Genomic DNA, 12,483 nt, shown 5'->3' on the forward strand with positions numbered 1-12,483 from the left:
GGGGGTGACGGGGGAAGCGCGGGAGGGGGTGCCGTCGGAGGAGGGAGGGGGGCGGGAGGTCGGGGCGTCGGCGCGGGGGGCGGCGATGGCGGCGACGCCGAGTCCGTTCGTGGGAATGTCGAATGAGGGGGGGATGGCGTTCCGGATCGGGACGCCGGCGATTGATAGGTTCCCGGTGGAGGTGTGGGGGCAACTGCTGGCGCGGCGGTGGGCGCGGTCGGGGCGGGCGCTGCTGGGGCAGGTGGACGTGCGGGGGTACGGGCCGCTGCGGCAGGCGGTGGCGGATTACGTGACGACGGCGCGGGGGGTGCGGTGCTCGGCTGGGCAGGTGATCCTGGTGAGCGGGACGCAGCAGGCGGTGGCGCTGGCGGTGCAGGTGCTGCTCGATCCGGGGGACGCGGTGTGGGTGGAGGATCCAGGGTATCCGGGCGGGAAGGGGGCGCTGGCCGCGGCGTCGGCGGTGATGGTGCCGGTGCCGGTGGGGCGGGGGGGGATGGATGTGGCGGTGGGGCTGGCGCAATGCGCGGAGGCGCGGATGGCGATCGTGACGCCGGCGCACCAGTTTCCGCTGGGGGGGAGCATGTCGGAGGCGCGGCGGGCGGCGCTGCTGGGGTGGGCGCGGGAGCGAGGGGGGTGGATCTTCGAGGACGATTACGACAGCGAGTTCCGGTATGCAGGGCGGCCGCTGCCGGCATTGCAGGGGATGGATGGGGCAGGGCGGGTGATCTACGCGGGGACGTTCAGCAAGGTGCTGTCGATGTCGCTGCGGCTGGCATACCTGGTGGTGCCCGAGGCGGTGGTGCCGGCGTTCGTGGCGGCGAAGGTGTTCGCGGACGTGCAGTCGCCGATGCTGGAGCAGGCGGTGCTGGCAGACTTCATCGCGGAAGGGCACTTCGTGCGGCACATCCGGCGGATGCGGGTGCTGTATGCGCGGCGGCAGAAGGTGCTGCTGGAATGCGCACGGCGGGAGCTGGGGGAGGTGCTGGAGCTGGAGGAAGAAGAGGCAGGGCTGCACCTGGTGGGGTGGCTGAAGGAGGGCGGGATGGGGGAGGACGAGGTGGCAGCGCGGGCGATGGCGGCGGGGTTGCACGTGATGCCGCTGTCGGTGTTCCGGGTGAAGGGGGGGGTGAAGGCAGGAGAGAGAAAAGGGGAAGGGAGAGGGGCGCTGCTGCTGGGGTATGCGGCGGTGCCCGAGGAGGAGATTGTGGAGGGGGTGCGGAGGCTGCGGGAGGTGCTGAGAGGGTGAGGGGCGAGGTGGGCCGCATGGGTCGGCGAGATTCAGCACTCCCTCACCTCAAGCTCCGGCGGCGGCAGCGAAGACACATCGCCCCAGCCACTTCCTGCCTGGCCATGGCCGAGGCCCTCTTCCTCTGACCGGCAGCAGGGTGAGGCGTGAATCCAGCGCTCTTGAAGGAGCGTAGGGCGCGACGCGCTCGCCCTCAGGCATGCTCGCGCATGCTACGGTGACTTGTAGAGGCCCAGACGGTGCCGAAACATGTACTGAACTGATTCTCCCGCCGTAGTGCCGGGGACGTCCTTCATACCGATACATAGATTCACCTGATTCGCGTCAGTGATTCTGTACGCATCGATGCGGTTGCCATGAAAGGATGTGATTGCGTAGACGGAGAGTGAGTCCGTTTGCAGGCGCAGCGCGCCCGGATTCGAGTAAGCGCCGGGGATGTTGCTGTACACCACCTGGAAGTCGAGATCTCCGCCGCATCTGGGTGTCGTGCCGACGTGACTGGGCAGTGGCGAGGAAAGCCAAAACACCAAGTCGACGGGCACCTGCGCGCTCTTGTCTGCGCCGAGTGGCTGCAGGGATATCCGTTCGCTCACGCGGCGATCGATCTCCAGCTTGACCTCGTCCTTGATGTCCTGCGGCAAGGCTTCGACCTCTTCGTAAAGCTGCGCAGCGTCATCCGCGTCGGTGACGGCACGCTCGTCTTCGAGGGCGTCTGCGATGGCGTCGATTTCGGCGCTGTCCCACGTGTCCCGATCGGCTGTGCAGCCCAGCATCGCCGGGGAAGCCGCCATGCTGGCGACGAGCGAGACGAGCGAAAAACAACGAATTCGATTGTTGGTGTTCACGACTCTCTCCTCAGTGCAATGGGTTGTTCGCTTCAAGCGCGGTTCGCGTGGTGTGCAGACGGGTAGCCAAGATCCTGACGAGGGGATCTTCACGACCAGCGCCAGCACAGGTTTGCCCTGCACAAGGCAGCAGCACTTGCGCGGCGCGGAGGCGGTCCGTGTGGTGTCGGCAGATGCTGAACCCGCCGCTGTCGTCGGGGGTTAAGATATGGCCGGACGAAGGACGGAGCCATGGGTCGAGACAGCGGCTGGCAAGTACCCGAGATGTTTGTGAGGTTTGACGGGGGCCCAGGGGGGCCAGCGATCGCGATTGCCGGTGAGAAGCTCGGCCTGGGGGCGGATCTGACGGACCGCTTCGGTTTTGATGAGTGCATGCTCGATCACCGACTGCTGCGCGTGCTCACGTACCTTGCCATGCGACGCAGGGAGGGCGGCGAAGGATGGACCGACGCCGACGAACTGGCGTTCTTTGCCGATTGCGGGGCGACAGGAGGCTCGATGGCAAAGCTGCTCGAACGACGGCTGCGGGAGGTGTCCGGGAGGGCCAGCTCGGAGGGAGGTCGGTTGATCGAGTACTGGCCTCGGGAGAACGTCGCGGGCCGGCGCGGAGGGCGGTTCGGGGGGAGGAGCCGAGGGCCCTATCGGATGGGGATTCCAGCGTCTCGCATCGATCTGGATCCGCATGTCGGCTGGTCGATTCTCCTCGGGCGGCCCATGGCGGAGTCGAGCTGGTGTGGAGATGTCGAAGCGACGCTTGCCTCGGCACGCGCTCACGCTGTGGCAGGGCGCTTCCATGAGGCTCGTCAAGGCGCGGAGAGCGCGCTGCGCGCGGTTCACGGCGGAGATGTGACGCGCCATCTCACGGGGCGGGATCGCGCCGTCATGGTCGGCGATACGTGGGCGCTGCTCTCGACGCTGGAGATGGAGATGGGGCTGTGGCAGGAGGGGCTCCTGGCGGCGCGTCGGGCAAGGACGTTGTTCACCAAGGCTCGGACTCCCGCCCGTGTCGCCCACGCCTGGGAGAGTGAGGCACATCTCCTTGGGCAGCGTGAGGATGGCGATTTCCGGTTCGATTCAGTGGCCGCAGCACGGAACGCGCTTCTTCATCTCGAGTCCAGCTCCAGGGAGCTGAGAGCGGGGCCGCGCAGAGCCCATCACATCGGGGTGCTCGGGCAGCGCCTGTCCGAAGCTGGAGACCTGCGTGGCGCTGCAAAGAAGCTGGTCTGGGCGCTGCGAACGGCTCACGAAGCCGCATCGTTGCCCTGGGCCGCCATCTGGGCAGCACGCCTCGCGCAGAACGACATCCGCGCGGGAGCCATCGCGAGTGCCGAGAAGAACTTAACGTTCGCCACGGAGTTGACACGGCGGCCCGATGCCGCTGCGGAGGCATTGCTGGTGAGGGTCACGGCAGAGGTGATGATCGCCTCTGGACGCTGGAGCGAAGCCGAGCCATGGGTCGAGAAGGCGCTGCTTGTGGGCCACCAGCGAGGCATGCAGCACCAGATACGCCTCGCCAGACGACTCTTGAAATCACTGAAGGAACGACACAGGGGGCCGGGATAGCGATTCTCGCTCCGGACGTTCACGCGAGACGTGATGCCGTCGTACGCTGCTGGCCAGCAAGGCCTGCGCTGGCCTGGCGGGAGGTGGGGCTCATGGCTTCGCGCCGCCGCGCTGGATGAAGATCGGACCGCTGGCGCGGTATGCGGCGAAGCCTCGCTCGCTCAGGCCCACCCAGAAGGTCTTTTCCTCGCCCGGTGACCACTTGCCGTCGTACTGGCTCACGTCGAGGTCGATGACCTGTACCGAGTTACCCACCGCGACGTCGACGAGCATCTTGGTGAGGTTGGGGGGCTTTTCACTGCAGGTTGGGCCCTCACCGACGAAGAGCCGGAGCTGGCCGGGATCGGGCCAGGGGGCCTCGTCGGACCGGCTCACATAAAATCGCAGGATGGATGAAGACGGCGTCGGCATGTAGGCGGAGGCTTTCAAGGTCATGCGGCCATCGGCGGCACAGCCCGCTGAAGTCTTGCCGCGGACGGCCTCGTAAGGGCTGCGTTGCGCTGCGCCGGAGGGCACAACGTGCCACACGGCGACCGCGAGGAGCGTGGCCGATGCCGCCGCTGCGGCGGCGATGATGCTCACCTTCCAGCGGGAACTTCGGTGCTTTGCCGCGTGGAGGCGGACGAGTGACTCCACAAGCTTCACCAGCTCAGCGCCGTTCGAAGGAGAGGTGAGGGCCTGCTGGGACAGGCAAGCGTCAGCGAGGTGCTGGAGGCTCGTTCGCAAGCGGTCGGAGGGAGGCGCCGAGGTGCGCCCGAGCAGTTCTCGGAGGAGGGCTCCGAAAGCCTCGATGTCGACGCGCGCCGTTTCACGGTGGATCCTGTAGACGGACGCGTTGTCTGCAGGCGCTGGAGCGTCCTTGAGCAGGGTCGACGTGCTGAAATCGGTGATCTTGATGTCTTCGTCCGCGGTGACGAAGACGCTGGCGCTGTTCAGGTTGCCGTGCACGACGCCGCTGGAGTGAATGGCGGCCAGGGCTTCGGCGATGCGGTGCGCGTGGCGGAGTACGAGCTTGGGGTCGAGCGTGCCCTCGCTGGCGATCTCGCCGAGTCTGCGGCCTTCGAGGAGATCCATGACCAGGTACTGGGTGCCGGCCGACTCGGCGACGTCGTGGACCTCCACGACGCTGCGGTGATGGATGAGGTGGATGAGCTGTGCTTCGCGCTCCAAGGGCTGCGCGGACGGTTCCGCGGGAGAGGCGCCTGCGTCCGCCACTTTCAAGGTGACGAAGCGATGCTGGAGCCTGCTGTGGCGGGCTTTGTAGAGCAGGCCGCTGGATTCGCGTCCGGTCCTCTCAAGCACCTCGAACTGGCCAAGGCGGTGGCCCACGAGGGGATCACTCGCGTGAGGATCGCGCGGTGCGTTGCCATGTACCGGAGGGATCATCGGGCATCCTTGGAGCGGTGGCTGAGGGTGGTAGGGTGCTGGTGGGGTTGGCGAGGACAGCGGGTCCGGTGCAGGGTCTGGTCAGCGTGGAGCGCTCCCGCGTCTTTTGCCAGGGTGAGCGCGAGCGGGCGGGAAGTGGCACCCTCCGGTGTTGAGGAAGTGGCCCTCGATGGGGGGCAAGGGGGCCACTAAATTTCTGGGAGAAGCACGGGGCGCATGACAGGGCGCCGGAGGAGATCCCATGGAAGCTCGGCTGGATTTCAAGGCGGTGTCGCCGGAGGCGTACAAGGCGCTGCTCGGCGTGTCGATGGTGGCGCACCGGAGTGGGCTGGACAAGAAGCTGCTGGCGCTGGTGGACATGCGGGCGTCGCAGATCAACGGGTGCGCGTTCTGCATCGACATGCACTCGAAGGATGCGCGGTCCTGGGGGGAGACGGAGCAGCGGCTGTACGGGCTGTCGGCGTGGCGGGAGACGCCGTTCTACACGGCGCGGGAACGGGCGGCGCTGGAGTGGACGGAGGCGGTGACGCTGGTGGGGGAAGGGCATGTGCCCGATGAGGTGTTCACGCGGGTGAAGGAGCACTTCAGCGAGCAGGAGCTGGTGGGGCTGACGGTGGCAGTGGCGGCGATCAATGCGTGGAACCGGATGGCGATCACCTTCAGATCGGTGCCCGGGTCGTACGAGCCGGCGAAGGTGACGTAGAGGGGCGACGAAGGGGGGGAAGACGAGGGGGAAGACGAGGGACGAAAGGCCTCGGGCCGTATCCTTCGCGTGCATCGCGAAGTCTGTGACGACCAGCGCGCCGCGTCTCCTGATCAGTGCGCCGAGGCGAGCTGGGCCCGGAGCTGTGCGCGCTGCTTGTTCAGCGCCACGGCTGCCTTGTCCATCTCGACCAGCGCGGCTTCCTGCGCGGCGCGCGCGTCGGCTTCCTGCTGGGCCTCTGCCTCCGCGGCCTGCACCTCCAGGAGCCGCGCCTCCAGCTCCAGGACCGCCTGCCGTTGCAGCTCCAGCTCGGCCTGCACCGACTCCACCGTGTCCTCTTCCTCGCCTCCAGCTCGGCCTGCACCGACTCCACCGTGTCCTCTTCCTCGCCGTCGGGGCGCTGCTCCGTCAGGAAGAAGCGGTCGGCGAAGTTGCTGGCCGGCCCCCGCCCCGCGGGGACGCGTCACGTGGGTAGGGGTCGGACAGCACCCCCGACGCGGCGGCATCTGCGGGGCCCGACGGCACCATCGTTCCGGTAGACCGCACCACGAGCGTCGTCCGATGCCCGAGAGCCCCGGGCCGCGGAGAGATCCCGCCGGGAGGACACCTCGCCGCGGCATCGCGCGGAAGGGGTGCTGTCGGAAAGAGAGGACGCCGTCGTGGCGCGTGGAAGGGGTGTCGTCGGTTTCCGACGGCACCCTGTCCGCTGCGGGAAGAGGTACGGGGGGAGCCGACGCCCCCTCGCCCCGCGCGGGAAGAGGTACGGGGGTTGCCGTCAGCGCACCATCCACCGCGAGAAGGGGTACGGTGGGTCGCCGACGGCGCCCTGCCCCGGCGGGAAGAGGTCCCGGAGAGGGCTGTCCGACGGACGTTGTTCCGCGCGCGAGAGACCTCCGGAGGCGCCGACGTCTCATTTCCCCGGGGAGGAACGGGTGCAGCTTCCCGACGGCACTTCTTCCCCGCGAGAACAGGGCCGGTGACGCTCCAGCAGCACGCTTCCCCGTGCGGGAGGACGTCGGCGCAGGAAGGCGACGCAGGTATTCCCGCGGCGGACATGGGACCGTCGGAAACCGACTGCACCTCTCCCGCGGGAGCGACGAAAGATCCGGCTTCCTCCTTCATGTCTCCAGACCGTGGACTCCGCGGCGTCGGTTTCCGGCGTGGCACCCACCCCGCGGGACAGGGCGCCTGCGCCTGCGCCCAGCGGCGTGACCTCGGCGCCGATGAGCGGTTCGCGCGCGCGCAGGGCAAACGTGTGAGGGGAAAGCGCGCGGAGGAAGGGGCTCCGGATAGGGGGCGGGGAGGGGACGCGTCAGGAGGGGGTCGGAGGAGAGGGCAGGGGGGCGGGCGATCGTGTATGTGACGCCGGAGCGGCTGGAGAAGGCGGAGGCGCTGGAGGCGCTGAAGGCCGCAGGGGTGTCGCTGGTGGTGGTGGATGAGGCGCATTGCATCTCGCAATGGGGGCACGATTTCAGGACGGCCTACATGTTCCTGAAGGAGGCGCGGAAGGCGCTGGGAAATCCGCCGGTGATGGCACTGACGGCGACGGCGACGCCAGAGGTGCTGGGAGATATCCGGGCGCAGCTCGGGATGAAGGACGCGGAGGTGGTGTCGACGGGGATCGAGAGGCTGGGGCTGTTCTTCGAGGTGCACCGGACGGTGAACGAGGCGGTGAAGTACGCGCGGCTCCTGGCGCTGCTGCGGGAGGAGGCGGGGGCGGCGATTGTGTACACGTCGACGGTGCGGGAGGTGGAGGCGCTGGCGGAGCGGCTGAGAGGGGAAGGGGTGGAGGTGGCGCGCTCTCACGGGCGGCTGCGCACCGGGGAGCGGCAGGAGGCGCAGCGGCAGTTCATGGAAGGGGGCTGCCGGGTGATGCTGGCGACGAAGGCGTTCGGGATGGGGATCGATGAGGCGAATATCCGGTGCGTGATTCACTGGAGCTTCCCGGATTCGGTGGAGAGCTATTACCAGGAGGCAGGGCGCGCGGGACGGGACGGGGAGAAGGCGCGGGCGTCGCTGGGGAGGGGATGAAGAACGGGGCGGGGCCGGGAAGCGGTGGGGTGGAGGCGTCAGCCTGAAGAGTCGTCGGGGGGAGGTGCTTTCACCGCGCTGACGAAGGTGCTGATGGCTGCCGTGAACCTTCCAGGGGTCCTCGCTCTGAGCTGGAGCTGCGCGGCGACGGTGGTGATGAGCGTCGCCAGGTCATCGTTGCTCTCACTCCGGGTGGCATGCAGCCGGGAGAGGGGGCCAGGCAAGCGGTTGAAGGCGATGCCCGGGGCAAGGAGGATGCATGCTGGCTTTCGGAGGGCCCAGGCAGCGCCGAGCTGCAGGATGACGTCGTCGGAGCTCAGGCTCTCCCTGGTCACCACGACGAGCATCATGGCGCATTGCTCGATGTTCTCGCGGAGAGCTTCGTCGCTCACGTCTCCAGGCTTCGAGGGGGCGTCGGGGATGGGCGTGCACCGGATGGCTCCCTGGGGGACTTCAAGGCAGGACTCGAGACACCGGAGCAGCGCTGCGACGAGGGCATGATCGCTGGAAGCGTGGCTGATGAACAGTCCAGGGGCCGCTGTCAGGCCATCCAGGTGAGGGGGCCTGTGTGGCTCGGCGGTGCTGGACGTGGTGGGGATGCGCGGGGAGGAGGCTTCGTGGGTCGAGGACACCCAGGCCGCAGCTTCGAGCCGAGAGATCCAGCCCTGAATGGTGCGCAGCAAGCCGTCCGTGCGGCCCGCCGCAGAACCCAGTTCGTAGCGTTCGAGAATGCCGCGCAGGATCCTGGCCTGAATGGCAGGATCTGAAGCCTTGAGGATGTCGATGAAGCGTTCGCGGAGGGTGCCGCCGATGTCCTCTGGGTCGATGCTCAGGCCGAGCGCGGTGTAGAACTCGCGGTGGGTTCGGGGGTTGAAGTCGCCCAGGTAGCCTCCTTCAACGCCGATCCAGTCGGTCACCAGGATCTTGATCTCACCCTGGGTGAGCGCTGCGCGTGGAGGGCTGTCAGCGAGGGGATCCTCGGCTTCGTCAGCGAGTTCCACGAGGATCGCGTTCACCTGGGGGCCGACCTCGCCAAGCGCAGCGACGATGTCCTCGAAGGCAAGCTGGCCGCTGTGCGTCTCGGAGAGGGTGCGCAGGTGCTCGTAGGCGGGGAGGGATAGCGTCGCAAAGAGCACGGTGTGGTCCCCGTCGTCGTCGGAGGACGCGAGGCGGACGCTGAACTCGTGGTCCGCGAGGACGTGGGAGGCGGTTTGCGCTCCGCGCTCGTGGAGCAACCTGAGTGCGTTCTTGAAGGCGCGATCGGGACCTGGATCGGCGGGAGAAGGGCGGAGAAGGTGTTCGCAGCGGGAGACTGGGACCGGGTAGAGCTTGAGCATGAGGACCCCCTGGCGGGATCATGCCTGAGATTCATCGGGAGTGGTCACCTCCAAGGGCGTGTTGTACGGGCTCCTCGCGGCTTCTCCGGGTGTGACCGAGTGCGAGGCGTCGATACCCTGGTCGCCCGATGCGGCGCCGTCGTGGCCTTGCAGGTGAGGTGAGCGCTGGAGAGGCGTCGAGAGGGAGAGGCGTCGAGAGGGGCCGGGGCCATGGGGGCTAGGGGATGCGGTAGGCTTGCGGGAGCGGCGTGGCGAGGTCACGCGGAGCCGGGAGGTCGCGGATGGCGGGCGAGGATGACGAGGTGCAGGCGCTGGTGGAGACGTACCGGAAGGTCCTCGTCGGTGCGCACAAGAGCTGGGCGCTGTTCGCGCAGGGGACGTGCGTGATCCTGATGGATCCGAAGGGGGATCTGGCGGAGCAGGCGAAGAGGATTCTGGCGGAGTGGGGACCCGTTCAGGCGGGGACGCCGTCGGGGGATTTCGAGGTGGTGGAGCTGGAAGGGGGGATGGGGTGGGTGGTGACGGGGCACCATCCGGATGTGCTCAATTTCGTGGGGGCCGATGAGGTGGAGGCGGAGGAGGGGGAGTTCCTGATCGGGGTGGTGGGACGCGGGTGCCGCGAGACAGACGCGGTGAGCCTGCGGGTGGTGCACGTGGAGGACAAGCGGTCGGCGTAGGGCAGGAATGGTTCCGCATCCATCCCGACCTCGGTGATGCGATCAGGGCGGTTTCTGCGATTGCTGGGGCGAAGGCCACCGGCAGCGATGTGGTCACCCATGAGGCGGCACCGCATGGGAGCAACGGAGAGGGTCGCTCCCGAAGAAGCTGCTCGCAGAGGCTGGGACCGGTGCGTCGAAAGCTGCCGAAGAACTCGCCACGGACGCTCTGAAGGCACTGTCCGGGGTAGGACGGATGGCCGGCATCGCGGCGCTCTCATTCACACGGCAGGGGCTCGCGCCCCCGCCCCCCGCCGAGCAAAGCTCGTCGGGGCCCCCACGCCGCGATCCGCCTGCAGGTTCCAGAGCGCTTTGCCGCTTCGGGCCTGGCGCCCGTCGCCCCGGGAAGCGGACGATGGCCCCGGCCGTATGTATCAGGTCCGGCGGTGATCACGGAACTCATGCCGCTGTCAGTGCCGAGTGCATTCGCGGTGGTTGCAGGGGCCGTCGCATGGCGCCGTGCTCGCGCCGATGGTCCGATGAGGTATCTGTGCCGTGTGAAGGAGGCGGGTGGTGTTCAGCCCGCGGTTCCTTGCGCCTACCGCCCTCCGGCAAAGGGTGCTCGATAACCCGCAGGAGGCCGACACTGGCTGTTCCGCGCCGAGGTTCTCTGCCCGAGGAGCGACGAAGGGGGCCGGGGCGGAGGGTCAGTGGGTGGCGTACCAGGCGTTCCAGGTGGCCCAGAGGTGGGCGCGGTGGGCGGGCTCCTGGAAGCCGTGGGGCTCGCGGGGGTAGAGGAGGAGGCGGGTCTCGCAGCCGATGTCGGTGAGGGCGCGGTAGAGGGCGCGGCCTTGCATGGGGGGGACGCGGTCGTCGCTCTCGCCGTGGAAGATGAGGGTGGGGGTCTTGATCTGGTGGAGGAAGCGGAGGGGGTTGCTGTCGGCGAAGCGCTGGGGGGCTTTCCAGGGGTTGCCGCGGAACTCCCAGTCGGCGGCGGCGCCGTGGTTGATGTCGGAGAGGATGTACTGGGTGACGACGTCGATGACGCCGGCGCCGACGATGGCGGCGCGGTAACGAGAGGTGTGGGCGATGGTCCAGGCGGTGATGTAGCCGCCCCAGGACCAGCCGCCGTAGTAGAGGCGCTGGGGATCGACGCGGCCGGAGGCGATGAGGGCGTCGACGCCGCTCTCGATGTCGGCGAACTCGATGGCGCCGAGGCGGCCGCGGTTGGCAGCGTAGAAGTCGAGGCCGTAGCCGAAGCTGCCGCGGTAGTTGGGGCGGAGGACGGCGTAGCCGCGGGCGGCGAAGTAGCGGGCGAAGAGGTCGAAGCGCTCCTGGCTGACGGCGTCGGGGCCGCCGTGAGGGGAGACGAGGAGGGGGGTGGGGCCGGTGGGGGCGTGGGGGGAGAGGGTGAGGATGCCCTCGACCTCGATGCCGTCGGGGTTTTTCCAGCGGACGACTTCGGTCTTCACAGGGGCCCAGCCTTCGGTGCGGTGGGCCTGGGGGAGGAGGACATCGAGGGCGCCGGTCTTGAGGTCGAGGAGGGTGGGGGCGTGGAGGTCGGATGGGGTGGAGGACATGACGGCGGCGTGGCGGCCAGCAGCGTCGGGCTGGAAGGGGGGGTCGATGAGGCGGGAGGTGCGGCCGAGGGGGGTGGGGCGGCCGCCGGCGGCTGGGACGCGGAGGAGGGTGGTGGCGGTGCGCTCGGCGAGGAGGAGGGTGAGGTGGCGGGCGTCGCCGGACCAGGCGAAGGCAGCGAGGGTGGCTTCGTGGTCAGGAGTGACGGTGGTGGCGCGGCCCGAGGCGAGGTCGTGGACGGTGAGGGTGTTGAGGAGGGAGAAGGTGTTCTCGCCGGTGGTGAGGGCGAGGTGGCGGCCGTCGGGAGACCAGGCGAAGTCGCCGAAGGGGCGGGGGGCAGGGTTGAGGTCGCGGATGGGGGCGCCGTCGGAGAGGCGGAGGATGCGCGCGGTCTGGAGGGTGGAGGCGTCGTAGGGGTCGGAGGTGGGGGCGGCGAGAACAGCGACGTGGGTGCCGTCAGGGGAGAGGTGGAAGGCCGCGATGTGGGTGGGGGGCTTGGTGATCTGGCGGGGGGGGCCGCCATGGAGGGGGACGAGCCAGAGCTGGGAGGGGCGGTGGCGGCGGGCTTCGTCGATGACGCCGCCGCTGCGCCAGGTGTCGGCTTTCTCGGCGTCGGTGAGTGCGGGAGCGGCGGTGAAGGCGAGGTGCTGGCCGTCGGGGGAGAATTCGTAGGTTTCAGGGGTGAGGGGGCCGAGGTCGAGGGTGTCGGCTTCGCCGCCGTGGAGGGGGAGGATGTGGAGGGTGCGCTTGTGGTCGCGGACGCGGAAGAAGGCGATGGACTTGCCGTCAGGGGTCCAGCGGGGGGCGGAGACGGGGTCGGGGGCGTGGGTGAGCTTGCGGGGGATGCGGGTTTTGCGGTCGACGATCCAGAGCTGGGCGTCGGTGGACCAGCCGGCTTTGGTGTCGTCGTCGGAGGGCTTGGCGGTGGGGTCGAAGCGGGGCTCGCGGAGGACGTAGGCGAGGTGCTGGCCGTCGGGAGAGAGGGTGAGGCCGCGGATCTCGGGGAGGGCGGCGAGGTCGATGGCGAGGGGGCGGGTGTCGAGGTGGGTCTCGGGAGGGAGGCCGGGGAGGGTGGTGGGAAGGGGCTGGGAAGGCTCGGTGGAGGGGGTGGGGAGGCCGCGGGGAGGCTGGGGGGCGG

At 68.8% G+C, this 12,483-nt stretch carries 10 protein-coding genes; 5 read left to right on the forward strand and 5 right to left on the reverse strand.

The window, feature by feature from the left end; all coding sequences use genetic code 11:
• On the forward strand, nt 1–1,246 hold a 1,246-nt coding region (pdxR, locus tag CAP_RS42435; RefSeq protein WP_052376909.1), incomplete at its 5' end, for a MocR-like pyridoxine biosynthesis transcription factor PdxR.
• 212 nt (nt 1,247–1,458) lie between these two features.
• Here the strand turns inward: pdxR and CAP_RS42440 are convergent.
• Complete coding sequence (locus CAP_RS42440) at nt 1,459–2,091, reverse strand: hypothetical protein (RefSeq protein ID WP_156041664.1); 633 nt, start codon at nt 2,089–2,091, stop codon at nt 1,459–1,461.
• 231 nt (nt 2,092–2,322) lie between these two features.
• Here CAP_RS42440 and CAP_RS42445 point away from each other — a divergent pair, with 231 nt between their 5' ends.
• On the forward strand, nt 2,323–3,654 hold the full coding sequence (locus CAP_RS42445; RefSeq protein WP_044252200.1) for a tetratricopeptide repeat protein: 1,332 nt from the start codon (nt 2,323–2,325) through the stop codon (nt 3,652–3,654).
• A gap of 90 nt (nt 3,655–3,744) precedes the next feature.
• Here the strand turns inward: CAP_RS42445 and CAP_RS42450 are convergent, their stop codons facing one another.
• Nucleotides 3,745–5,040 (reverse strand): protein kinase domain-containing protein, encoded by a 1,296-nt coding sequence (locus CAP_RS42450; RefSeq protein WP_044252203.1) that lies wholly within the window; start codon nt 5,038–5,040, stop codon nt 3,745–3,747.
• 241 nt (nt 5,041–5,281) lie between these two features.
• On the opposite strand from CAP_RS42450, the gene CAP_RS42455 reads away from it, so the two are divergent.
• Nucleotides 5,282–5,743: a carboxymuconolactone decarboxylase family protein gene (locus CAP_RS42455; RefSeq protein WP_044252205.1), complete on the forward strand. Its 462-nt coding sequence runs from the start codon at nt 5,282–5,284 to the stop codon at nt 5,741–5,743.
• Nucleotides 5,744–5,856: 113 nt separating this feature from the next.
• Here the strand turns inward: CAP_RS42455 and CAP_RS42460 are convergent, their stop codons facing one another.
• Complete coding sequence (locus CAP_RS42460) at nt 5,857–6,072, reverse strand: hypothetical protein (protein WP_044252208.1); 216 nt, start codon at nt 6,070–6,072, stop codon at nt 5,857–5,859.
• Nucleotides 6,073–7,096: 1,024 nt separating this feature from the next.
• Between CAP_RS42460 and CAP_RS42465 the strand changes: the two genes are divergently transcribed.
• Nucleotides 7,097–7,774, forward strand: a complete 678-nt coding sequence (locus CAP_RS42465) for a RecQ family ATP-dependent DNA helicase (protein WP_231512026.1) — start codon at nt 7,097–7,099, stop codon at nt 7,772–7,774.
• 38 nt (nt 7,775–7,812) lie between these two features.
• Here the strand turns inward: CAP_RS42465 and CAP_RS46840 are convergent, their stop codons facing one another.
• Nucleotides 7,813–9,111 carry a toll/interleukin-1 receptor domain-containing protein gene (locus CAP_RS46840; RefSeq protein WP_052376911.1) on the reverse strand — a complete coding sequence of 433 codons (1,299 nt, stop codon included), beginning with the start codon at nt 9,109–9,111 and terminating at the stop codon, nt 7,813–7,815.
• A gap of 281 nt (nt 9,112–9,392) precedes the next feature.
• Here CAP_RS46840 and CAP_RS42475 point away from each other — a divergent pair, with 281 nt between their 5' ends.
• A complete protein-coding gene (locus tag CAP_RS42475; RefSeq protein WP_044252211.1) occupies nt 9,393–9,788 on the forward strand; it encodes a hypothetical protein in 396 nt (131 codons plus the stop codon).
• Between the two features lie 686 nt (nt 9,789–10,474).
• On the opposite strand, the gene CAP_RS42480 is transcribed toward CAP_RS42475, so the two are convergent.
• The coding region (locus CAP_RS42480; RefSeq protein WP_044252214.1) for a S9 family peptidase at nt 10,475–12,483 on the reverse strand (2,009 nt) is incomplete at its 5' end.

Origin of the sequence: Chondromyces apiculatus DSM 436 (assembly GCF_000601485.1) — a bacterium.
GTDB lineage: Bacteria > Myxococcota_A > Polyangia > Polyangiales > Polyangiaceae > Chondromyces > Chondromyces apiculatus.